Source organism: Pseudomonas granadensis (assembly GCF_900105485.1).
Lineage (GTDB): Bacteria > Pseudomonadota > Gammaproteobacteria > Pseudomonadales > Pseudomonadaceae > Aquipseudomonas > Aquipseudomonas granadensis.
In genome coordinates this window covers 4,135,303-4,157,836 of the sequence record NZ_LT629778.1, presented here as the reverse complement: position 1 = coordinate 4,157,836, position 22,534 = coordinate 4,135,303, and the positions used below count along the sequence as shown (strand labels likewise).

16 protein-coding genes and 2 pseudogenes are annotated in these 22,534 nt (G+C 61.3%); 9 read left to right on the top strand and 9 right to left on the bottom strand.

Annotated features, from left to right (window positions below):
• Positions 1-106: 106 nt before the first annotated feature.
• A complete protein-coding gene (arcD, locus tag BLU52_RS18415) occupies positions 107-1,534 on the top strand; it encodes an arginine-ornithine antiporter (RefSeq protein WP_090285580.1) in 1,428 nt (475 codons plus the stop codon).
• 129 nt (positions 1,535-1,663) lie between these two features.
• Here arcD and BLU52_RS18410 read toward each other — a convergent pair whose 3' ends face one another.
• The 9 genes and pseudogenes from BLU52_RS18410 to gap form a co-directional block, all read right to left on the bottom strand.
• Complete coding sequence (locus BLU52_RS18410; protein ID WP_090285578.1) at positions 1,664-3,010, bottom strand: CoA transferase; 1,347 nt, start codon at positions 3,008-3,010, stop codon at positions 1,664-1,666.
• A gap of 173 nt (positions 3,011-3,183) precedes the next feature.
• Positions 3,184-3,711, bottom strand: a pseudogene (locus BLU52_RS27335) (methyl-accepting chemotaxis protein); the annotation flags it as partial.
• Positions 3,712-4,089: 378 nt separating this feature from the next.
• Positions 4,090-5,049, bottom strand: a pseudogene (locus tag BLU52_RS27330) (PDC sensor domain-containing protein); the annotation flags it as partial.
• Between the two features lie 466 nt (positions 5,050-5,515).
• Positions 5,516-5,911, bottom strand: coding sequence for a YbaN family protein (locus BLU52_RS18400; protein ID WP_090285574.1), 396 nt, complete (start codon positions 5,909-5,911; stop codon positions 5,516-5,518).
• Between the two features lie 162 nt (positions 5,912-6,073).
• Entirely contained in the window at positions 6,074-6,670 is a 597-nt protein-coding gene (locus BLU52_RS18395) for a biliverdin-producing heme oxygenase (protein ID WP_090285572.1), read from the bottom strand.
• Positions 6,671-6,780: 110 nt separating this feature from the next.
• Positions 6,781-9,366, bottom strand: coding sequence for a TonB-dependent receptor (locus BLU52_RS18390; RefSeq protein ID WP_090285570.1), 2,586 nt, complete (start codon positions 9,364-9,366; stop codon positions 6,781-6,783).
• A 122-nt stretch (positions 9,367-9,488) separates the two neighbouring features.
• The gene (locus BLU52_RS18385; RefSeq protein WP_090285568.1) at positions 9,489-10,454 is read right to left on the bottom strand and encodes a FecR family protein; all 966 of its coding nucleotides are present in this window, start codon (positions 10,452-10,454) and stop codon (positions 9,489-9,491) included.
• 123 nt (positions 10,455-10,577) lie between these two features.
• The gene (locus BLU52_RS18380; protein ID WP_090285566.1) at positions 10,578-11,105 is read right to left on the bottom strand and encodes an RNA polymerase sigma factor; all 528 of its coding nucleotides are present in this window, start codon (positions 11,103-11,105) and stop codon (positions 10,578-10,580) included.
• Positions 11,106-11,308: 203 nt separating this feature from the next.
• Positions 11,309-12,310, bottom strand: a complete 1,002-nt coding sequence (gene gap / locus BLU52_RS18375) for a type I glyceraldehyde-3-phosphate dehydrogenase (protein ID WP_090285564.1) — start codon at positions 12,308-12,310, stop codon at positions 11,309-11,311.
• 220 nt (positions 12,311-12,530) lie between these two features.
• On the opposite strand from gap, the gene edd reads away from it, so the two are divergent.
• The 8 genes from edd (at position 12,531) to BLU52_RS18335 (ending at position 22,532) form a co-directional block, all read left to right on the top strand.
• The gene (gene edd, locus BLU52_RS18370; RefSeq protein WP_090285562.1) at positions 12,531-14,357 is read left to right on the top strand and encodes a phosphogluconate dehydratase; all 1,827 of its coding nucleotides are present in this window, start codon (positions 12,531-12,533) and stop codon (positions 14,355-14,357) included.
• Positions 14,354-15,313 carry a glucokinase gene (locus tag BLU52_RS18365; RefSeq protein WP_090285560.1) on the top strand — a complete coding sequence of 320 codons (960 nt, stop codon included), beginning with the start codon at positions 14,354-14,356 and terminating at the stop codon, positions 15,311-15,313. Before edd ends, BLU52_RS18365 begins: the two co-directional genes overlap by 4 nt.
• Before the next feature lie 178 nt (positions 15,314-15,491).
• Positions 15,492-16,223, top strand: coding sequence for a response regulator (locus BLU52_RS18360; RefSeq protein WP_090285558.1), 732 nt, complete (start codon positions 15,492-15,494; stop codon positions 16,221-16,223).
• Positions 16,213-17,682, top strand: a complete 1,470-nt coding sequence (locus BLU52_RS18355) for an ATP-binding protein (RefSeq protein ID WP_090285556.1) — start codon at positions 16,213-16,215, stop codon at positions 17,680-17,682. The genes BLU52_RS18360 and BLU52_RS18355 overlap by 11 nt, the downstream gene beginning before the upstream one ends.
• Before the next feature lie 304 nt (positions 17,683-17,986).
• Entirely contained in the window at positions 17,987-19,246 is a 1,260-nt protein-coding gene (locus BLU52_RS18350; RefSeq protein WP_090285554.1) for a D-mannose isomerase, read from the top strand.
• Positions 19,247-19,364: 118 nt separating this feature from the next.
• Positions 19,365-20,666 (top strand): ABC transporter substrate-binding protein, encoded by a 1,302-nt coding sequence (locus tag BLU52_RS18345; protein WP_090285552.1) that lies wholly within the window; start codon positions 19,365-19,367, stop codon positions 20,664-20,666.
• A gap of 119 nt (positions 20,667-20,785) precedes the next feature.
• Complete coding sequence (locus BLU52_RS18340; RefSeq protein ID WP_042607263.1) at positions 20,786-21,694, top strand: carbohydrate ABC transporter permease; 909 nt, start codon at positions 20,786-20,788, stop codon at positions 21,692-21,694.
• Positions 21,687-22,532 (top strand): carbohydrate ABC transporter permease, encoded by an 846-nt coding sequence (locus tag BLU52_RS18335; RefSeq protein WP_090285550.1) that lies wholly within the window; start codon positions 21,687-21,689, stop codon positions 22,530-22,532. Before BLU52_RS18340 ends, BLU52_RS18335 begins: the two co-directional genes overlap by 8 nt.
• Positions 22,533-22,534 lie beyond the last annotated feature (2 nt).

Below are 22,534 nucleotides of genomic sequence, written 5' to 3'. Positions count from 1 at the left end.
AAGGGGGTTAGCTGAACCTTTATCTGATAAGCATCATCTACCTTCCAGATTTTTAGCCGGTCGTTGTTACAAATAAAATTCGCCACTGTTTTTCAAGGAGACTTGCATGTCGCAACCAACACAGAAGCTGCGACTGGGCGCGCTGATTGCGCTGGTGGTGGGGTCGATGATCGGCGGGGGAATTTTCTCGCTGCCGCAAAACATGGCCGCGCGCGCCGATGCCGGAGCGATTCTGATCGGTTGGGGCATCACTGCCGTCGGCATGCTGACGCTGGCTTTCGTCTTCCAGACCTTGGCCAATCGCAAACCGGAACTGGACTCCGGCGTGTACGCCTACGCCAAGGCCGGGTTCGGCGATTACATGGGTTTTTCCTCAGCATGGGGTTACTGGATCAGTGCCTGGCTGGGCAACGTCGGTTATTTCGTGCTGCTGTTCAGCACCCTCGGCTATTTCTTTCCAGTGTTCGGACAGGGCAACACGCCGATCGCCATCGGCTGCGCCTCGGTGCTGCTGTGGGCCGTGCATTTTCTGGTGATGCGCGGGATCAAGGAGGCGGCGCTGATCAACCAGTTGACCACCGTCGCCAAGGTCGTGCCGCTGATCATGTTCATCGTCATCGCCGCGGTGGCGTTCAAGGCGGATATTTTCACCCGCGACATCTGGGGCACCCGCAACCCGAATTTCGGCGGGGTGATGGATCAGGTGCGCAACATGATGCTGGTCACCGTATTCGTGTTCATCGGCATTGAAGGCGCCAGCGTGTATTCGGCGCGGGCGGAAAAACGCAGCGATGTCGGTCGCGCCACGGTGATCGGTTTTATCGGCGTGCTGGCGCTGCTGGTGCTGGTCAATGTGCTGTCGCTGGGGATCATGACCCAACCGGAACTGGCCAATCTGCAGAACCCGTCGCTGGCCGCAGTACTCGAACACATCGTCGGGCCGTGGGGCGCGCTGCTGATCAGCATCGGCCTGGCGATTTCGCTGCTCGGTGCGTTGCTGTCGTGGGCCTTGCTCTGCGCCGAGATCCTGTTTGCCACCGCCAAAGACAAGACCATGCCGGCGTTCCTGACCAGGGAAAACAAGAACCATGTGCCGGTCAACGCGCTGTGGCTGACCAACGCGATGATTCAGATTTTCCTGTTGATCACACTGTTTTCGGCGGGCACTTACACCAGTCTGATTTACCTGGCCTCGTCGATGATTCTGGTGCCGTACCTGTGGTCGGCGGCGTACGCGGTCCTGCTCAGCGGCCGTGGCGAAACCTACGAACAGGCCTCGGCCGAGCGCACCAAGGACCTGCTGATCGGCGGCATCGCCCTGGTCTATGCGGTTTGGTTGCTGTACGCCGGCGGGGTCAAATACCTGCTGCTGTCGGCGCTGTTGTATGCGCCGGGGGTGATTCTGTTTGCCAAGGCCAAGCGTGAAGCGGGCGAGCCGTTGTTTACCACGGTCGAGAAGGGGATTTTTGCCTGTGTGGTGATTGGCGCGGGGTTGGCGGCGTATGGGTTGTATAGCGGGGTGTTGAGTTTGTGAGCTTGGCGCTCCGTATTTTATGTTGGCGGCACTGGCCTCATCGCTAGCAGGGCTAGCTCCCACAGGGGATTTGTGAACGACGCAGATCCCCTGTGGGAGCCAGCCCTGCTGGCGATACCGGTTTCAGATTCACCACCGTGGGCGGTGTGAACCCAGGTCTGTGGCCGGCAAGTCCCATTGGACCGGCGTCCCGCCAATCTCTACCGGCACGCGCAACCTCTGCGCCGGGCCCCACGGCGTCTGCTCGATCAAGGCCTCCTGATCCCGCTCATCCTCAACCCGCAACGGCTCATCCGTCCCCGGCCCATGCTCGACCAACAGCTTCGCCGTACGCGCCAGCGACAATCGCGCCGAACCCCCGCGTCCGTTGGCCAGGCGTTCAGTCAGCAACCGGAGCGCACTCGCCGCCATCAAATACCCGGTCGCATGATCCAGCGCCTGCACCGGCAACGGCGTCGGTTTATCCGCCTGCTGCCAGCGCATCCCGGCTTCGGCGATGCCGCCGCTCATTTGCACCAGGCTGTCGAAGCCGCGCCGGTTGCGCCACGGGCCGCTCCAGCCATAGGCATTCAGGCTGACGTCAATCAACCCCGGCGCCAGTTGCTGCCGACGTTCAAAGCCGAAGCCGAGATGTTCCAGGGCATCGGCGCGATAGCCGTGCAGCAGAAGGTCGGCGTCCTTCAACAAGCTTTCGAACAACATGCGATCCGCCGCGTCATGCAGATCCAGCCGCGCGCAGCGTTTGCCCAAAGTCATTTCCGGGACGACGCCGGGCTCGTTCCACCTTGGCGAATCGATGCGCAGCACATTCGCGCCGAGTCCGGCGAGAAAGCGGCTCGCCGTGGGGCCGGCCAGCACGCGGGTCAGGTCCAGCACCTTGATCCCGGCCAGCGGGCGCGCGGCCGAGCCTTGCCATGGCAGGGCTTTCTCATTGGCTTGTTCAGTGAAATGCACCAGCGGCTCGGCATTCACCGCCAGCCCTTGTGGGTGCTGCCGCCACTGCGCCCAGCTGCGCATTTCGGCGGCGCAACCGTTGGCTTCGACCACCGCTTGCTCCAGTGCCGTACTGGTCCATTTTGCGACTTGCGCCGCCATCGCCGCACGGTCGGCGCAGGCACCAAGCACCCGTTCAGCGGCGGCGCGGTGATGCGGGGCGTTGGTGTGCAGGCGAATCCAACCGTCTGCGGTGGCGTAGTCACCGGCGACCGGGTCCCACAGCGGCGGGACTTGCCAGCCGATCGGGCGGATCGAAGAACTGAACCAGAACGACGCCAGACGTCGATCGACGGCGACGGTCGGTAATGCACCGCTTTGTTGATGGATCAATTCGCTGACCGACTGACCGGCCGCAGCGAGGCTGGCGCAGGCCAGATCGGTGACGGCGAACGCCGAGGGCAGGGCGCCAAGCCCAATGAAGGCGAGTGGCGTGGGCGGCAAGCCGAGTGCGGCTTGCAGGGAGGTGAGCAAGTCAGTCATCGAAAACCCTCCGGAGCGAGAGGGCGATGATAGTGCAAAACATTCCGGGGCTGGATGAAACCCCTGTAGGAGTGAGCCTGCTCGCGATCGCGGTGGGTCAGTCAATAAATGTTCAACTGATAAACCGCGATCGCGAGCAGGCTCACTCCTACAAGGGATAGGCGGTGTGGCGACTACACGCGGAACTGATCCATCAATTTCATCTGCTGGCTCGCCAGGCTGTTGAGCTGGCTGCTGATCGCGGCGGATTCAGTGGCCTGCCCGGTCAGGGTTTCGGTCACGGTGCGGATCGCCGAGACGTTGCGGTTGACCTCTTCGGCCACGGCGCTTTGCTGTTCGGCGGCGCTGGCGATCTGCAGGTTCATGTCGCTGATCACCGTCACCGCGTCGCTGATCTTGCCCAGCGCATCGACGGCGTGACGAATCTGCCCGGCGTTGTTGTGCGCCTGGGTCTGGCTCGAATGCATGGTCGCGACCACGCCACGGGTGCCGGTCTGGATGCGCTCGATCACCAGGCGGATTTCCTCCACCGAATCCTGAGTGCGCTTGGCGAGGTTGCGCACTTCGTCGGCGACCACGGCGAAACCACGGCCGCTCTCACCGGCACGGGCGGCTTCGATGGCGGCGTTGAGGGCGAGCAGGTTGGTTTGCTCGGCGATGCTGCGGATCACTTCCAGCACCGAGCCGATCTGCTCGCTGTTGACGGCCAGCGCTTCGACTTCAGTCACCGCTTTGCTGACTTCGTCGGCCAGTTGATTGATGTCGCGGGTACTGCGCTCGATGATCGCCATACCGTCCTTGGCCGATTGATCGGCGCCTTTCGCAGCATTGGCGGCGTTCGAGGCGCTGTTGGCGACGTCGTGGGCAGTGGCGCTCATTTCGTTCGACGCGGTGGCGACCTGGTCGATTTCGCGGAACTGCACCTGCATGCCTTCGCTGGTTTGCCGGGCAATTTCCGAAGACTGGTCGGCGGTGCCGCGGGCTTCGGTGATGCTTTGCTTGATCTGGGCGATGGTCGGTTGCAGCTTGTCGAGGAAGCGGTTGAACCAGTTCACCAGTTCGCCCAGCTCATCTTTTTTGCTGTAGTTCAGCCGCTGGGTCAGATCGCCTTCGCCGCTGGCGATGTTCTTCAGCATGTCGGCGACGCTGTTGATCGGGCGAGTAACGCCCGAAGCGGTGAGCCAGATCAGCAGCAGGCCGACCAAACCGGCCACCACCGCGACCAGCAGCGCAGTGATCACGCCGGTTTCCTGAGCATCGTCGAGCACCGCTTGCAGCTTCACCGAGTCGGCCAGCAGCACGTGTTTCGGCAGGTCGATGACCACGCCCCAGGCGCGTGAATTGCCGATCGGATCGACCGGATATACGGCGCGGATCAGGTCACCCTGTTCGAGGATCTTCGGCGTGCCGGCGGTGAGCAGTGGCAGCACGTCCTTGCCGTCGACACCGGGGGTGTCGCCGATCTTCTTGCCGACCTTGCTCGCATCGGCGCTGTCCGCCGCGAGTACGCCGCTACCGGAGACGATGAGCATGTGCCCGGCGTTGTTGAACAGGTTGCGCTGCGACTCGACGGCGGCGGCCTGCAGGGCATCGAGGGCAATGTCGATACCGACCACGCCGAGGGCTTTGCCGTCGACCATCAAGGGCACGGAAATGGTCGTCATGAGCATTTCCTTGGTCCCGACGGTGTCGGCATACGGGTCGAGCAGGCAGGTGCGCTTGTTGTCGCGAGGGCAGGTGTACCAGCTGTTGTAGGGCGTACCGCTGACGCTGAGGGTGGTTTTGGTCAGGTCGTCTTCGACCATGATCGTGTTCAGCGCAGCACCACCGGCGCGACTCCAGTAGGTGGCGAAGCGCCCGGCTTCGTTGGACTGGCGCGCGGCGTCATCGACGAATTCGCTGTCCTTGCCGTCCAGGCCGTTGGGTTCGAAGGCCAGCCAGATGCCCAGCACCTTGTCGTTGCGCTCGAACGCGGTTTTCAGGCTCTGGTTCAACTCTTCCCGCAGGGCGCCGGCGTCGAGCGAGCGCTTGGTAGCCATGACGCGCAGGTCCTTGATCTGGTCGGCCAGCGCGGTGATCACCAGCAGGCTTTCGCCGAAGGTTTTCTGCACACGCACCGCTTGTTCGGCGGCTTTGGCCTGCAGCAAATTCTGCACGCTGGCGGTGAGCAACTGGTTGCTGGAAGTGCTGACCAGTTCATCGTTCTGATTGGTCTGGTACATGTTCATGCCGACAATCAGCGCGACCACACCGAGCAGGCACAGGCCGCTGAGCAGAACGATTTTCAGGCGAATGGACAGAGAGGCGAACATCGGGCGATCTCGTAAATGGATAAGGAAAGTGACTGTCGGGGCAAATGAACTACCCGGTTCGCCAAATCCATTCAGCGCCATGTCTGCTCATCGGCGCGCAACGAGACGGCATGAGGCCGCTGCCGACGAACGGTCAGCGCTAAACGTTTGCGCAGGGGATTGTGCCGAAAACAAGAATAATTACAGGGATGTTTCAGTGTGCAGCAGGGAGGTTTTCCGGGCGCGACCAGATCCACAGGTTGCCCAGCGCCATGCCGGCGATCGCCAGATAGACCGGCCAGCCATGCTCGAGCAGCACCAGCATCAGCGTTGCGCACAGCAGCATGCTTAACGTTGCGCTGACCTTGGCCTTGCGCGCGATGATCTTGCCGTTGCGCCAGTTGCTCAGGATCGGCCCGAACAGGCGATGATTTTCCAGCCAGGCACTCAGACGCGGCGAACTGCGCGTCGCCGCCCACGCGGCGAGCAGGATGAACTCGGTGGTCGGCAGACCGGGCACGACAATCGCGACCAGCCCGATGCCGAGGCTGACATAGGCGAGCAGGCCGAACAGCAGGCGGGCGAGTTTTGAGGGGGCGGGTGCGGGCATGGGCTCAGCGAATGGGATAAGGCGAAACGGAGATTCTACAGACTTGCCGAGATCCCTGTAGAAGTGAGCCTGCTCGCGATAGCGGTGCATCAGTCGACATTCATGGTGAATGACAGGACGCTATCGCGAGCAGGCTCACTCCTACAAGGGAATTGCGGTGTATCAGGCAGGTTCGGCCTCTGTGGCGTAAGCCTGCTCCAGCAGCACGGTGAAGCGATTGAACGCATCGAGCGCGCCTTGCTCGGCTTCGGCTTCTTCTTCAGCCGTAAATTGCAGTGCATCGAGGGTACGCACAAAGCTCTTCCAGCCTTCGGCACGGCCGCCTTCTGGCTCGCCGAGATGACGCGCGCCAAAGCTTTCGCTCAGCTCCAGCGCCACCGCACGTTTGATCAAAAACGCCGCGCCGAGCTTGGAGCCTTCGGAGACGAACAGCCAGCCCAGTGCGCGCGCCTTGCTCGGTTTGTTCACGGCACCGGCCACCGGCTCCGGCACTTCGGTGTCGAGGTCGGCGAGGTCAGCCCTGGCAGCTTCGGCACGGCAACGGGCCGGCAGGTCAGGGATGATGGCGGTGAGTTCGGCATCGTTGTACAGCGCGACCAGTTCCGACTGGAACAGGTACTGCGCAACGACAAAACGGGCGAAGCTGGCGCGAGTCTCGAACGGTGCATGGGCTTTCACCAACGCGTCGAGCTTGCTGTGCGGCTCATGGGTGATCTGGTTCAGGCGTTGCGAACGCAGGGCTTTGTCCGAGGCAGTCATGGGGTGTCCTTGATAAATGAGGCGCTTGATAACAAGACGTACGGGCGGATGCCGGAGAGTAAAAAAACCTCACTGCGCGGCGTATCGCACACGCAGTGAGGTCGGCCGGATCAGATATCCCAGATCAGGTTGATCGCGAAGTTGCGGCCCGGCTGGGTCAGGCGATCAAGGTTGGCCGGTTGAGTGACCGAGGCTTCGCCGACACTGTCGTAACCGCGCACGTCATCCCACAGCCAGTACTGCTTGTCGGTGAGGTTGTAGATGCCGCCGCTGACGGTGACGTCGTCGCTGACCTTGTAATACCCGGCCAGATCGAGAATGCCAAACCCCGGCGTCTTGAACTGGCTGCTGACGCCGTCCGGCGACTTGAAGTTGCTGTCGTCGACGCGGTCCTTTTTCTTCACCACGGTCCAGCTCAGCAAGCCGCCGTAATTGTCCTGGTCGTAACCGAGGCCGAACACGCCGGTCAGTGGGTTGACGCTGTTGATCGGCTCGCCGCTGTCGTTGTTGCGACCGTAGGCGTAGGCGATCGAGCCCTGGGTGTACAGGCCTTGCGGCGCGCCGAACGCATCGAGATTCAAGCGCCCTTTGACTTCCGCGCCCTTGATGGTGGCGCGCTTGATGTTGTTGCTCTGGAAGGTCAGTTGATCGTCGCCTGGCTTGACCGCGTCTTCGTTGATGAAATCGCGGTACTTGTTATAGAACACCGCCACGTCGAACGAGCCGTGCTCGAAGTGGCCGCGCAGACCGGTCTCGAAGCTTTTGCTTTTCTCCGGCTCGAGATCTGAGTTCGGCGCGACGGTGTAACCGGTGGTGTTGTTCTCGAAGCGTCCGTACAGCGATTTTGCCGTCGGGGTGCGGAAACCTTCGGCGTACTGGCCGTACCAGGTGTAATTCTCCGTCAGGGCATAGGTCAGGCCGAATTTCGGCGAGACTTTGTGCCAGGTCTTGTTCTTGTCGCTGACGGTGCCTTGGCCGTCGGCGGCCACGGTATTGAGAAATTCCTGGGTGATGTGCGGCTTGAGCTGGGTGTAGTCGTAGCGCAGGCCCGGCAGGAAGGTCCAGTCGTTCCAGCTGATCTGGTCCTGCGCGAACAGGCTGTAGGTGTTGATGGTCGGATCGGGGAAATCGCTGGCCTTGGCCAGCACGTCTGCCGCACTGGTCGCGCCAATCGCCGTGCAGCCACGGCCGACGGCCAGACAGGTGCCGTCGCCGCTGCGCGAGCCGGTGACTTTCTGCTGCTTGATCGTAGTGCCGTAGGTCAGCACATGATCGGTGGCGCCGAGGGTGAAGGCCTTGTCCAGTTGCGCATCGAAGACCCACTGTTTTTCTTCGTAGATCGTGTCGCGGGTGCGCAGCACTTTGCGGGTGATCGGGTAGTAATACTCTTCGGTGCTCTGGTCGGTCTTGGCGATCTGATAATTGAGGCTCCACTTCACGTTGTCGACCAGCAGGCTGTCGAGGGCGAACGTGTGCTCGAGGCCAAAGCGCTCACGGCTGATGGTGTCGTTGCCGGTGCGCCACTGGTACATGCCGCCGGGCAGTACGCTGGCGGGGATGGTCGGCGCACCATTGAAGTACGGGCCGCCGTAGGCGCTTTTCTGATCGGTATCGCGGTCGTCCTTGTACTTTTCGTAGGTCAGGCCCAGACGCGAATCGTCGTTGTAGTTCCAGCCGAGCTTGGCTAAAACGTTGGTCGCGCGCACGTCTTCCGGATTGGCGGCGGTGCGCGCAAGGCCGGTGCCGTTGTTGCCGCCGTAGGATTCGGTTTCGTGACCGTCGCGCTGGCTGTAGTGCAGCAAGCCGTCGAATTCACCGGAGCGCCCGGCAACGGTGGCGGATTTCAGCCAGCTGTCGTCAGCCGAGCTGTAACCGGTTTTCAGGCGGGCGCCGAGGTCTTTGCCGGGCTTGATGATGTCGTCGGCATCCAGCGTGTAATAGCTGACCGCGCCGCCGATGGCGTTGCTGCCATACAGCACCGAGGCCGGGCCGCGCAGGATCTCGACGCGTTTGACGATTTCCGGGTCAACATAATTGCGCTGGCTCTTGGCGTACGGGCCGTTGAAGAACCCGTTGGGGATTTCCACGCCATCGACCTGTGTGAGGATGCGGTCGCCGTCGATACCACGAATGTTGTAGCCGCTGATGCCGCCGCGCTGGCCGGCGCCGCCGACGGAAACGCCCGGCTCGTAGCGCACCAGTTCCTTGATGGTGTTGACGTTATTCCGATCGAGGTCTTCGCGGGTCTGCACGGTGACGGTGGCCGGCACGCTGTTGACCGACTGTTCCTGGCGGGTGGCGCTGATGGTTACCTGATCCAGGTTCAGTGTGCCGCTGCTGTTGCGCTTTTCCAGTACGACGTTGTTGTTACTCAGTTTGCGGAAGCTCAGGTTGGTCCCCACCAACAGCCGCTCGAGGGCTTTCTCCGGTGGCAGCGAACCGCGCACACCCGGCGATGCAACGCCCTGGCCCAGTTCCGCCGGCAGGCCGACCTCCCAACCGGTCACGGCAGTAAAAGCGTTCAACGCCGAAACCAGAGGCTGCTGGCCGATGGCAAACGCGTAATCGCCCATGTTGCGCGCCGGTTGCTCAGGGGCAGCCAGCAGCGGCGCGCTGCCGGCCATGAGGATGGCCGCGGTCAGCAGCGACAGTACGCGGGAAGGGGAAGCGGTCTGGCGGGTAAGGCGTGAGGACATCGATAGCGCTCCGTGTCGCACGAATCTTTATAGGTGCTGATTGGCATCGCTTGATGCGAATCAATTGCATTGGCTATAACGAGACGTACTGACGCGGGCTATCGAGTAAAAATAATTCTCATTCAGTTCAGGATGACCACGGCGGGGAATTCTTGCAGCCGCGCCGAAGTGATGTGCGCGAGCGAGCGGACCACGTCGAGCGGCTGATCGAGGCGGTAATTACCGGTCACGGCGACGTCGGCCAACTGCTCGTTGGTATTGATGATCCAGCCCGGATAGTAGCGGCGCAGTTCGGCCAACACCTGATTCAGCGGGCAGTTCTCGAACACCAGGCGACCCTGCACCCAGGCCAGATCGGTATTGGCGTCGAGCTTGGCCGGGTGATCGAAACCGTTGGGGCCGATGCGGATGCTTTCGCCAGCGCTCAGGCGTACCCGCGCATCGTTGTGGGTGGCGCGCAGGTCGACATCGCCACGCTGCACATTGACTTGAGCGATCCCGTCGAGATAACGCACGGCAAACGCGGTGTCGCGGACGCTGGCGCGGACCGGCCCGGCATCGATTTCCAGCGCCTGACCGCGGCCACTGGCAACCTCGAAAAACGCCTCGCCCTGAAACAGCCGGGCCACGCGCTGCTGATCGTTGATGGTGCTGGAAAACGCCGAATTGGTGTTGAGCAGGACTTTCGAGCCGTCCTCCAGTTGCAGGCGCTGGCGTTCGCCCACCACGGTCAGGTGATCGGCTTGCAGGCGCATTGGCAGGTTGCTGAAACTGAACAGACCGAGGACCAGCACTGCCGCCGTGGCCAGTGGTTTCCAGTGCGGGCGCAAGCGCTGAAGCAAGGTGACTTTCGCCGGTTTTTCCGCCAGGGCCTGCGCGCACAACGCCACTTGCGGACCGTCCCAGATCGCCTGGGCCTTGGCGAACGCTTCGGCGTTCAACGGATCGGCCGCCAGCCAGGCGTGGAACTGCCGGGTCTGTTCCTCGTCCGGGCTGCCGAGCACGATGAGCCAGTCCAGTGCCTGGTCCATTGCGTTGGCAGCGTCCTGCGCCGAATCCGGCGAAGGCGAGCGGTGGGTGTCCGTCACGGTGTTTCCTCAGGCTTCTGGTGAAGCAGGGCTTCTGACGAAGCAGTTTCTAGCTTCAAGCGACAAGCTGCAAGCCAAAGCCGGATGCGTTGTTGCTGTTCGTTTTTACTTGCCGCTTGAAGCTCAAAGCTTGCCGCTGCTGTTATGTCGTTCAGCGACGCCGATGCAGATCGACATGATCAGTTTCAGTTCTTTTTGTACGGTGCTGAGGGAGACGTTCAGTTCGTCAGCGATCTCCTGATAGCTGTTCCCGTGCAAACGGCTGAGGATGAAAATCTGCTGCTGGCGCGGGCTGAGTTGACCGAGGCTCACGTTCAGGCGCTCCAGCATCTGTTCGGCATGGGCGGCGTCTTCGGCGCTGCTGGCGGGGGCGGCGACGCTGTGCACAATTTCAGCCGGGACATCATCGACCATGGTGCGCGCGTGGATCTTGCGCGCACGCAGATGATCCAGCGCCAGATTGCGCGCGGTCTGAAACACAAACGGTTCGAGGTGATCGATGGCCCGCTCGCTCAAGGCGCGCGTGACGCGCAGGTAGGTTTCCTGCAGCAGGTCTTCAGCGGTGCTGTGATTGTTGACCATGCGCTCCAGCGTGCGCAGCAGGGACGTGCGCTGGGCAAGGAAGACATGAATGAAGCGCGATTGACTCACGGGAAGACCTGATCCATTTCAAGCGAATGATAATGCTTATCATCTAGCTGAATGGTCAAGCAATGATTTCAGATTGAAATCAGAAACCCCTGTGGGAGCTAGCCCTGCTAGCGATAGCGGTTTCACCTGCACCGAATCCGGTGGCAGAAAGATTGCTATCGCCAGCAGGCTGGCTCCCACAGGGGATTGGGGATCGACTGGGATTATTCGGCGTTACACAACGCCAGGCAGTTATCCAGCATGCGGTTGGAGAAGCCCCATTCGTTGTCATACCAGGCCAGCACCTTCAGCAGTCTGCCGCTGGATTTGGTGTGGTTGGCGTCGAAGATCGACGACAGCGGGTTGTGGTTGAAGTCGCTGGAAACCAGCGGCAGCGTGTTGTAACCCAGAATTTTTGAATGCTGGCTCGCCGCTTTGAGCAGGGCGTTGACTTCGTCGGCGCTGGCTTCTTTCTTCAACTGCACGGTCAGGTCCACCAGCGACACGTTGATCACCGGCACACGTACGGCCATGCCGGTCAGTTTACCGGCCAGTTCCGGCAGTACCAGGCCCACCGCTTCAGCGGCGCCGGTCTTGCTCGGGATCATGTTCTGCGTGGCCGAGCGAGCGCGGTACGGGTCGGTGTGATAGACGTCGGTGAGGTTCTGGTCGTTGGTGTAGGCGTGGATAGTGGTCATCAGACCGCTTTCGATGCCCAGTTCGCGGTGCAGCACCTGCGCAACCGGCGCCAGGCAGTTGGTGGTGCACGACGCGTTGGAAATGATCTGGTGCGACTGACGCAGAATGTCATGATTCACACCGTAAACCACAGTGGCGTCGGCGCCTTTGGCCGGGGCCGAGATGATCACTTTGCGTGCGCCGGCGCTAATATGCGCGGCGGCTTTGGCGCGGTCGGTAAACAGACCGGTGCATTCGAACACCACGTCGATCTTTTCCGCCGCCCATGGCAGTTCGGCCGGGTTGCGAATGGCGCTGACCGCAATGCGGTCGCCGTTGACCGTCAGGCTCTCGTTATCGTGCGCCACTTCGGCGTCGAAGGTGCCGTGAACGGTGTCGTATTTGAGCAGATGGGCATTGATCGAACTGTCGCCCAGATCGTTGATGGCGACGATCTGCAGATCCTGTCGATAGCCTTGGGTATACAGTGCGCGCAGGACATTACGGCCGATACGGCCAAAACCATTGATTGCGATTCGAAGAGTCATGGAACAGCGCCGCCGTCGTTTTGTTGTTGGAATTACAAGATTATTCGCATAAAAATAGAAAACAAGCCTTTTTAGTGGCAATATTTTGTTTTATCTACAACGAGTGACCTGAATCAACTGGTCCGAATGGTCAAAAAAGCCGTCTGTCATTCCACCGACACCGGCCTTTGATCAGCATAGACAATCAGGTCGCCACATCCGTTAGCCTGGAGTTCTACACATGCATCCCCGCGTTCTTGAGGTCACCGAACGGCTTATCGCCCGCAGCCGCGCCACGCGTCAGGCTTACCTTGCATTGATTCGCGGCGCCGCCACGGACGGGCCGATGCGCGGCAAGCTGCAATGCGCCAACTTCGCCCATGGCGTGGCCGGGTGCGGCAGCGAAGACAAGCACAGCCTGCGGATGATGAACTCGGCGAACATCGCCATTGTGTCTTCGTATAACGACATGCTTTCGGCGCACCAGCCGTACGAAGTGTTCCCCCAGCAGATCAAAAATGCCTTGCGCGAAATCGGCTCGGTCGGCCAGTTCGCTGGCGGCACCCCGGCAATGTGCGACGGCGTGACCCAGGGCGAGCCGGGCATGGAACTGAGCCTGCCGAGCCGCGAAGTGATTGCCATGTCGACCGCCGTGGCGCTGTCGCACAACATGTTCGACGGTGCGCTGATGCTCGGCATCTGCGACAAGATCGTGCCGGGGCTGATGATGGGCTCGCTGCGCTTCGGTCATCTGCCGACCATTTTCGTGCCGGGCGGGCCGATGGTCTCGGGGATTTCCAACAAGGAAAAAGCCGATGTGCGGCAGAAGTACGCCGAAGGCAAGGCGACCCGCGAAGAGCTGCTGGAATCGGAGATGAAGTCTTACCACAGCCCGGGCACCTGCACGTTCTACGGCACCGCCAACACCAACCAGTTGCTGATGGAAGTCATGGGCCTGCACTTGCCGGGCGCGTCTTTCGTCAACCCGAACACGCCGCTGCGTGACGCACTGACCCGCGAAGCCGCGCATCAGGTCACGCGCCTGACCAAGCAGAACGGCAACTTCATGCCGATCGGTGAAATCGTCGACGAGAAGGCGCTGGTCAATTCGATCGTTGCCCTGCACGCCACTGGCGGCTCGACCAATCACACTCTGCACATGCCGGCGATCGCCATGGCCGCGGGCATTCAGCTGACCTGGCAGGACATGGCCGACCTCTCCGAAGTCGTCCCGACCCTGAGCCACGTCTACCCGAACGGCAAAGCCGACATCAACCACTTCCAGGCCGCGGGCGGCATGTCGTTCCTGATCCGCGAACTGCTCGGCGCCGGCCTGCTGCACGAAGACGTCAACACCGTGCTTGGCCACGGTTTGAGCAAATACACCAAAGAACCATTCCTTGATAACGGCGAGCTGGTCTGGCGCGAAGGCCCGACTGACAGCCTCGACGAAAACATTTTGCGTCCAGTCTCTCGAGCGTTCTCCGCCGAGGGCGGCTTGCGCGTGATGGAGGGCAACCTTGGTCGCGGCGTGATGAAGGTCTCGGCGGTGGCGCTGGAAAACCAGATCGTCGAAGCGCCGGCGATGGTGTTCCAGGATCAGCAGGATCTGGCCGACGCGTTCAAGGCCGGTCTGCTGGAGAAGGATTTCGTCGCAGTGATGCGCTTCCAGGGCCCGCGTTCCAACGGTATGCCGGAGCTGCACAAGATGACGCCGTTCCTCGGCGTGCTGCAGGATCGCGGCTTCAAAGTGGCACTGGTGACCGACGGGCGCATGTCCGGCGCGTCGGGGAAAATCCCTGCGGCAATTCACGTCAGCCCCGAAGCTTATGTCGGTGGTGCTTTGGCGCGCGTGCAAGAGGGCGATATCATCCGCGTCGATGGCGTCAAAGGCACCTTGGAACTGAAGGTCGACGCCGACGAATTTGCCGCACGCGAACCTGCCAAAGGCCTGTTGGGCAACAACATCGGCAGCGGTCGCGAACTGTTCGGCTTCATGCGCATGGCCTTCAGCTCGGCGGAGCAGGGCGCCAGCGCCTTCACTTCTGCCCTGGAGACGCTTAATTGAAACTGGCTTTGGTCGGTGACATCGGAGGCACCAACGCACGTTTTGCGTTGTGGCAAAACCAGCAACTGCAATCGGTTCAGGTGCTGGCCACGGCCGACTTTGCCAGCCCGGAAGAGGCGATCAGCCTGTATCTGAGCGGGCTCGGTCTGGCGCCGGGGGCGATCGGCTCGGTGTGCCTGTCGGTCGCCGGTCCGGTCAGCGGCGATGAATTCAAGTTCACCAACAATCACTGGCGCCTGAGCCGCAGCGCGTTCTGCAAGACCTTGCAGGTCGAGCAATTGTTGCTGACCAATGATTTTTCGGCGATGGCGCTGGGCATGACCCGCTTGCAACCGGGCGAGTTCCGGGTGATCTGCGAGGGCACGCCGGAGCCGTTGCGCCCGGCGGTGGTGATTGGCCCAGGCACCGGGCTGGGCGTTGGCACTCTGCTGGATCTCGGCGAAGGTCGCTTCGCGGCATTGCCGGGCGAGGGCGGTCACGTTGACCTGCCGCTGAGCAGCCCGCGCGAAACCCAACTGTGGCAGCACATCTACAACGAGATCGGCCATGTCAGCGCCGAGACCGCATTGAGCGGCGGCGGCTTGCCGCGACTGTACCGGGCGATCTGCGCAGTCGACGGGCATGAGCCGACCCTCGACACGCCGGAAGCGATTAGCGCGGCCGGTCTGGCGGGCGATCCGATTGCCCTCGAAGTGCTTGAGCAGTTTTGCTGCTGGCTCGGCCGCGTGGCCGGCAACAACGTGCTGACTACTGGCGCGCGCGGAGGGGTGTATATCGTTGGCGGGGTGATTCCGCGCTTTGCCGATTTCTTCGCCAGCAGCGGTTTCGCCCGCAGCTTCGCCGACAAGGGCTGCATGAGCGATTACTTCAAAGGCATCCCGGTGTGGCTGGTGACAGCGCCGTATTCTGGCCTGGTCGGCGCCGGCGTGGCCCTCGACCAAGCTATCCCGACCTGAAACACAATCCCCTGTAGGAGTGAGCCTGCTCGCGATTGCGGTATGACATTCAACATTTCCGTTGGCTGGTACATCGCTATCGCGAGCAGGCTCACTCCTACAGTGGTTCTGTGGTGTTTGTTCGTTCAGTGCTTAAGGCATAATCCGCCCCAATTCCAACAACAAGGATGCCTTCGAAGTGAGCTCAGTCAACAAGTCGATATTGTTGGTCGATGACGATCAAGAGATACGCGAGTTGCTGGAAACCTACCTGACCCGCGCCGGGTTTCAGGTACGCGCCACCGCCGACGGGGCCAGTTTCCGTCAGGCGCTCAACGAGGCGCCGAGCGATCTGGTGATTCTCGACGTCATGCTGCCCGACGAAGACGGCTTCAGCCTGTGCCGTTGGGTGCGCCAGCATCCACGTCAGGCGCAGGTGCCGATCATCATGCTGACCGCCAGTTCCGACGAAGCCGACCGCGTGATCGGTCTGGAACTCGGCGCTGACGATTACCTCGGCAAACCGTTCAGCCCGCGCGAACTGCAAGCGCGGATCAAGGCCCTGTTGCGCCGCGCGCAATTTGCGCACGAACGCAGCGGCAGTGAAGTGCTGGCTTTTGACGAGTGGCGGCTGGACATGGTCAGCCATCGGCTGTTTCACACCGACGGCGAGGAAGTGATTCTCTCCGGTGCCGATTTCGCGCTGCTCAAACTGTTTCTCGATCACCCACAGGAAATCCTCGACCGCGACACCATCGGCAACGCCACCCGTGGCCGCGACCTGATGCCGCTCGACCGGATTGTCGACATGGCCGTCAGCCGTTTGCGCCAGCGTCTGCGCGACACCGAAAAACCGCCGCGACTGATCCGCACCGTGCGCGGCAGCGGCTATCAACTGGCAGCCAACGTGGTTGCCGGCAATGCTCACTGAGTCGCTACGCAAACTCGCCGCAAAAGTCCCGGTGCCGCGTTCGCTGCTCGGGCGCATGCTGCTGTTGACCCTGCTCGCGGTGCTGTTTGCGCAAACCCTGTCGAGCGTGATCTGGGTCTCGCAACTGCGCGCGACGCAGCTCGAAGGGCTGGTCACCAGCGCGCGCAGCCTGGCCCATTCGATGACCGCCAGCGTCAGCTATTTTCGCTCGCTGCCGGTGGCGTACCGGCCGCTGGTGCTCGACCAGTTGCGCAGCATGGGCGGTACGCGTTTCGTCGTGACCCTGAATGACAAGCCGCTGGGCATGGACGTGCTGCCGGTCACCCCGCGCAAAGCGGCGGTGATGCAAGCGGTGGATGAAGTGCTGCGCCAGACCCTGGGCCATGACACGGATATTTCGGTGACCTTCGTCAGCCCCGAGGACCTGCGCATTTTCAACGCCGGGTTGAAGCTTGATGAGCTGCCACGCTCGTGGGCGCATTACGCGCTGACGCTCGAGCCGGTCAATCCGCCGGTGCTGGTCACGCAGATTCAAATGGCCCCGGGCGAATGGCTGTACATCGCCTCGCTGTTGCCCGAGCCCTACACCAGTCTCGAAGAACAAGGCCTGCCGTCGCAGCAGGTGTGGTTCATCGTCCTCACCAGCGGTTTTCTGCTGTTGTTCATTGGGCTTTTGGTGCACTGGCAGAGCCGCCCGCTCAAGCGTCTGGCGCGCTCGGCGCGGGATTTGTCGCTGGGCGCCGACGTCGAACCGGTGGCCGAGGGCGGTGGCAGCGAAGTGGTCGAAGTGGGCCGCGCATTCAACACCATGCGCGAACGCATCAGCCGCTACCTGACCGAGCGCAGCCAGTTGTTCAGCGCGATTTCCCATGACCTGCGCACGCCAATCACCCGCTTGCGCTTGCGCGTCGAACTGCTCGAAGACGAAAAACTGCAAGCCAAGTTCGGCCGTGATCTGGATGAGCTGGAACTGCTGGTCAAAGGCGCGCTGCAATGCGTCAAGGACACCGATATCCACGAGAACATCGAGCCGGTGGACCTCAACCATGTGCTCGATTGCCTGGTCGAGCCGTATCTGGCACCGAACGGCAACGGCCGCGTGACCCAGCACGGCCGCGCGCTGACGGCGTATCCGGGCAAGCCGCTGGCGTTGAAACGCTGCATCGGTAACCTGATCGATAACGCGCTCAAGTACGGGCGGAACGCGCATCTGCACATCGATGATGATGAAAGCGCGTTCGTCCTGCATGTCGACGACGAAGGCCCGGGCGTGCCGGAGCAGCGTCTGGAGCAGGTGTTCGAACCGCATTTTCGCTTGGCCGGGCAGCAGCAGGGTTATGGGCTGGGGTTGGGCATTGCGCGCAATATTGCCCACAGCCATGGTGGGGAAGTGACGTTGCAGAATCTGCGTGAAGGGGGGTTGCGGGTGACGTTGCAGTTACCTCGGTCTGTGGATTAACCCCTGAAGAGCCCCTCACCCTAGCCCTCTCCCAGGGGGAGAGGGGACTGATCGGGAGATGCTGCAGATATACGCCGTCCTGGACGTCCGATAGCGAATCCATAATCAACTCGAAGTGTCAGGTTGGTGGATAACTCTGCACCACTCGGTCGGCCCCCTCTCCCTCCGGGAGAGGGCTGGGGTGAGGGTGCTTTTGCTGCGTTTTGTCACGGATCAGTGACAAACCACGTCCCCTTCGTTACAAGCCCACCCCGGCCCGTTGTTTAGACTGCCCGCAGTCCTAACAACAAAAAAGGGTCACTCCATGGACACCTTTCACCCAGGCTTCAGCAGTTGGCTGAACGCGCCTGCCCACCAGCAATGGCTCGCCGCCGAAGGCCTGCGCCTGCTGGATTTCGCCAAGGCAGCAAGACTTCCCGAAGGTTTCGGCAACCTCGACGAGCGCGGCCAATTACCGGCCAATGCGCAAGCCGAAACCATGAACACCGCACGCATGACTCACAGCTTCGCCATGGCGCATATCCAGGGCCTGCCGGGGTTTGCCGACCTGATCGACCACGGCGTCGCCGCGCTGCGTGGGCCGTTGCGTGATGCGCTGCACGGTGGCTGGTTCGCGGTCGCCGAACATCGTGACGACAACACCGGCAAGAATGCCTACCTGCATGCCTTTGTCGCGTTGGCCGCCAGTTCTGCCGTGGTTGCACAACGGCCCGGCGCCCAGGCTTTGCTGGATGATGCGATCGACATCATCGACACGTATTTCTGGAGCGAAGAAGAGGGCGCCATGCGCGAATTCTTCAACCGCGACTGGAGCGAAGAGGAAGCCTACCGTGGCGCCAACAGCAACATGCACGCCACCGAAGCGTTCCTCGCGTTGGCCGATGTCACCGAAGACCCGCGCTGGCTGGTGCGTGCCCAGCGCATCGTTGAACGCGTGATTCATGGTCACGCTGCGGCCAACGATTACATGGTTATTGAGCACTTCAACCGCGACTGGCAGCCGCTGCGCGATTACAACCACGACAATCCTGCTGATGGCTTCCGTCCTTACGGCACCACGCCGGGCCACGGGTTCGAATGGGCGCGGCTGCTGCTGCACCTCGAAGCGGCGCGGGTCCAGGCCGGCATGCTCACGCCGGGCTGGCTCGCCACTGATGCGCAAAAACTGTTCGAGAACAACTGCCGCCACGGCTGGAACGTCGACGGTGCGCCGGGCATCGTTTATACCCTCGATTGGGACAACAAAGCGGTGGTCCGCCATCGTTTGCACTGGACCCACGCCGAAGCCAGCGCCGCCGCGAGCGCCTTGCTCAAGCGCACCGGTGATGCCCAATACGAGACCTGGTACCGATTGTTCTGGGAATTCTGCGAACTGCAATTCATCGACCGCTGCAACGGCAGCTGGCATCACGAGCTCAATCCGCAAAACCAGCCAAGTGCCGATATCTGGCCGGGCAAGCCTGATCTGTATCACGCCTGGCAGGCCGTTTTGATTCCACGATTGCCGCTGGCACCGAGCATGGCCACGGCTTTGGCGCAGTTATCCCAAGGCAGTCCTGTGTAACCATGTCGTGACATTTACGCGTCCCTTCGTTACCTGCGAAGGGAAACGCTCTGTTTAAACTCCGTGCAGCGCAAGCACCAGACTTGCAATGCATAACAACAAGAAAGGTACATCTCGAATGAATGCGATTTCTCGCCTCGCTACTGTCATTTCTGTCGCCTCCCTGTTCCCGCTCGCAATCCTGCCGCTCAGTGTTTCCGCTGCCGAATCCAAAGGTTCGGTCGAAGTCGTGCACTGGTGGACCTCCGGTGGCGAAAAAGCCGCTGTCGATGTGCTCAAGGCTCAAGTCGAAAAAGACGGTTTCACCTGGAAGGACGGCGCTGTCGCCGGTGGTGGCGGTGCGACTGCCATGACCGTGCTGAAAAGCCGCGCCGTTGCCGGCAACCCGCCGGGCGTTGCGCAGATCAAAGGCCCGGATATCCAGGAATGGGCATCGACCGGCCTGCTCGACACCGACGTTTTGAAAGACGTTGCCAAGTCGGAAAAGTGGGACAGCCTGCTCGACAAGAAAGTCTCCGACACCGTCAAGTACGACGGTGATTACGTGGCCGTGCCGGTGAACATTCACCGTGTCAACTGGCTGTGGATCAACCCGGAAGTGTTCAAGAAAGCCGGGATCACCAAGAACCCAACCACCCTCGAAGAGTTCTACGCCGCGGGCGACAAGCTGAAAGCCGCAGGCTTCATTCCGCTGGCTCACGGCGGTCAGCCTTGGCAGGACAGCACCGTGTTCGAAGCCGTGGTGCTTTCGGTCATGGGTGTCGACGGTTACAAGAAAGCCCTGGTCGACCTCGACAACAAAGCGCTGACCGGCCCGGAAATGGTCAAGGCGCTGACCGAGCTGAAGAAAGTCGCGACCTACATGGACGCTGACGGCAAAGGTCAGGACTGGAACCTCGAAGCGGCCAAGGTCATCAACGGCAAGGCCGGCATGCAGATCATGGGTGACTGGGCCAAGTCCGAATGGACCGCCGCCAAGAAAGTCGCCGGCAAGGACTACGAGTGCGTAGCGTTCCCGGGCACCGACAAAGCGTTCACCTACAACATCGACTCGCTGGCCGTGTTCAAGCAAAAGGACGCGGGCACTGCGGCCGGCCAGCAAGACATCGCCAAAGTCGTGCTGGGTGAAAACTTCCAGAAAGTCTTCAGCATCAACAAAGGCTCGATTCCGGTTCGCAACGACATGTTGAACAACATGGACAAGCTCGGCTTCGACTCCTGCGCACAGACCGCTGCCAAGGATTTCCTCGCGGACGCCAAATCCGGCGGCCTGCAACCGAGCATGGCGCACAACATGGCGACCACGCTGGCCGTGCAGGGCGCGTTCTTTGACGTAGTCACCAACTACATCAACGACCCGAAAGCCGACCCGGCCGATGCCGCGAAGAAACTCGGCGCGGCGGTTCAGTCAGCCAAATAGGCGCCTTAGCGGCGAGCTGCAAGCTACGAGCTTCAAGCTGCAAGTTAAAAGCTTGCGCGATGTTGGTCTTGCAGCTTGCAGCTAGTAGCTGTTCTTCTCTTTATTTTGTGGATTTGCTCATGAGTTCTGTTGCTGTGTTCAGCAAGGCCTCGCCGTTCGATGCATTGCAGCGCTGGCTACCGAAACTGGTGCTGGCGCCGAGCATGTTCATCGTGCTGGTGGGCTTCTATGGCTACATCCTGTGGACGTTCATTCTGTCGTTCACCACTTCGACTTTTCTGCCCAACTACAAGTGGGCCGGTCTGGCGCAATACGCACGGTTGTTCGACAACGACCGCTGGTGGGTGGCGAGCAAGAACCTTGCGGTATTTGGCGGCATGTTCATCGGCATCACTTTGGTGATCGGTGTGCTGCTGGCGGTGTTCCTCGACCAGCGCATCCGTCGCGAAGGCTTTATCCGCACCATTTACCTGTACCCGATGGCGCTCTCGATGATCGTGACCGGTACCGCGTGGAAATGGCTGCTCAACCCGGGCATGGGCCTGGACAAATTGTTGCGTGACTGGGGCTGGGAAGGCTTCCGTCTCGACTGGCTGATCGACCCCGATCGCGTGGTCTACTGCCTGGTGATCGCCGCTGTGTGGCAAGCCTCGGGCTTCATCATGGCGATGTTCCTCGCCGGCCTGCGTGGCGTCGATCAATCAATCATCCGTGCCGCGCAAATCGACGGCGCGAGCATGCCGCGCATCTACTGGAAAGTCGTGCTGCCCAGCCTGCGTCCGGTGTTCTTCAGTGCGGTAATGATTCTGGCGCACATCGCGATCAAGAGCTTCGACCTCGTCGCCGCGATGACCGCGGGCGGTCCGGGTTATTCCTCCGACCTGCCAGCGATGTTCATGTATTCGTTCACCTTCAGTCGCGGCCAGATGGGCATGGGCTCGGCCAGTGCGATTCTGATGCTCGGTGCGATCCTCGCGATCATCGTGCCTTACCTGTATTCCGAGCTGAGGACCAAGCGCAATGACTAGTCTCGCTGCCAAACCCGCGATCAGCTTCAGTCGCATCGCCATTTACGCGGTGCTGATTTTCGCGGTGATTCTGTATCTGGTGCCGCTGGTGGTCATGCTGCTGACCAGCTTCAAGACCCCGGAAGACATCAGCACCGGCAACCTGCTGAGCTGGCCGACCGTGGTCAGCGGCATCGGCTGGGTGAAGGCCTGGGCCACGGTTGATGGTTATTTCTGGAACTCGATCAAGATCACCGTTCCGGCCGTGATCATCTCCACCGCCATCGGCGCGTTGAACGGTTACGTGCTGTCGATGTGGCGCTTCCGTGGTTCGCAACTGTTCTTCGGTCTGCTGCTGTTCGGCTGCTTCCTGCCGTTCCAGACCGTGCTGCTGCCGGCCTCGTTCACCCTCGGCAAGATGGGCCTGGCGAGCACCACCACGGGCCTGGTTTTCGTTCACGTGGTTTACGGTCTGGCGTTCACCACGCTGTTCTTCCGTAACTATTACGTGAGCATTCCCGATGCGCTGGTCAAGGCTGCGCGACTGGACGGTGCCGGTTTCTTCACGATTTTCCGCCGGATCATTCTGCCGATGTCGACGCCGATCATCATGGTCTGCCTGATCTGGCAGTTCACCCAGATCTGGAACGACTTCCTCTTCGGTGTGGTGTTCTCCAGCGGCGATTCGCAGCCGATCACCGTGGCGCTGAACAACCTGGTCAATACCAGCACCGGTGCCAAGGAATATAACGTGGACATGGCAGCGGCGATGATCGCCGGCCTGCCGACCCTGCTGGTCTATGTGGTCGCAGGCAAGTATTTCGTGCGCGGGCTGACGGCCGGCGCGGTCAAGGGGTAATC

Coding starts and splice junctions, on each gene's coding strand:
- arcD (WP_090285580.1), top strand. CDS start 107: ATGTCGCAACCAACACAGAAGCTGCGACTGGGCGCGCTGATTGCGCTG.
- BLU52_RS18410 (WP_090285578.1), bottom strand. CDS start 3,010: ATGACTGACTTGCTCACCTCCCTGCAAGCCGCACTCGGCTTGCCGCCC.
- BLU52_RS18400 (WP_090285574.1), bottom strand. CDS start 5,911: ATGCCCGCACCCGCCCCCTCAAAACTCGCCCGCCTGCTGTTCGGCCTG.
- BLU52_RS18395 (WP_090285572.1), bottom strand. CDS start 6,670: ATGACTGCCTCGGACAAAGCCCTGCGTTCGCAACGCCTGAACCAGATC.
- BLU52_RS18390 (WP_090285570.1), bottom strand. CDS start 9,366: ATGTCCTCACGCCTTACCCGCCAGACCGCTTCCCCTTCCCGCGTACTG.
- gap (WP_090285564.1), bottom strand. CDS start 12,310: ATGACTCTTCGAATCGCAATCAATGGTTTTGGCCGTATCGGCCGTAAT.
- edd (WP_090285562.1), top strand. CDS start 12,531: ATGCATCCCCGCGTTCTTGAGGTCACCGAACGGCTTATCGCCCGCAGC.
- BLU52_RS18355 (WP_090285556.1), top strand. CDS start 16,213: ATGCTCACTGAGTCGCTACGCAAACTCGCCGCAAAAGTCCCGGTGCCG.
- BLU52_RS18350 (WP_090285554.1), top strand. CDS start 17,987: ATGGACACCTTTCACCCAGGCTTCAGCAGTTGGCTGAACGCGCCTGCC.
- BLU52_RS18345 (WP_090285552.1), top strand. CDS start 19,365: ATGAATGCGATTTCTCGCCTCGCTACTGTCATTTCTGTCGCCTCCCTG.
- BLU52_RS18340 (WP_042607263.1), top strand. CDS start 20,786: ATGAGTTCTGTTGCTGTGTTCAGCAAGGCCTCGCCGTTCGATGCATTG.
- BLU52_RS18335 (WP_090285550.1), top strand. CDS start 21,687: ATGACTAGTCTCGCTGCCAAACCCGCGATCAGCTTCAGTCGCATCGCC.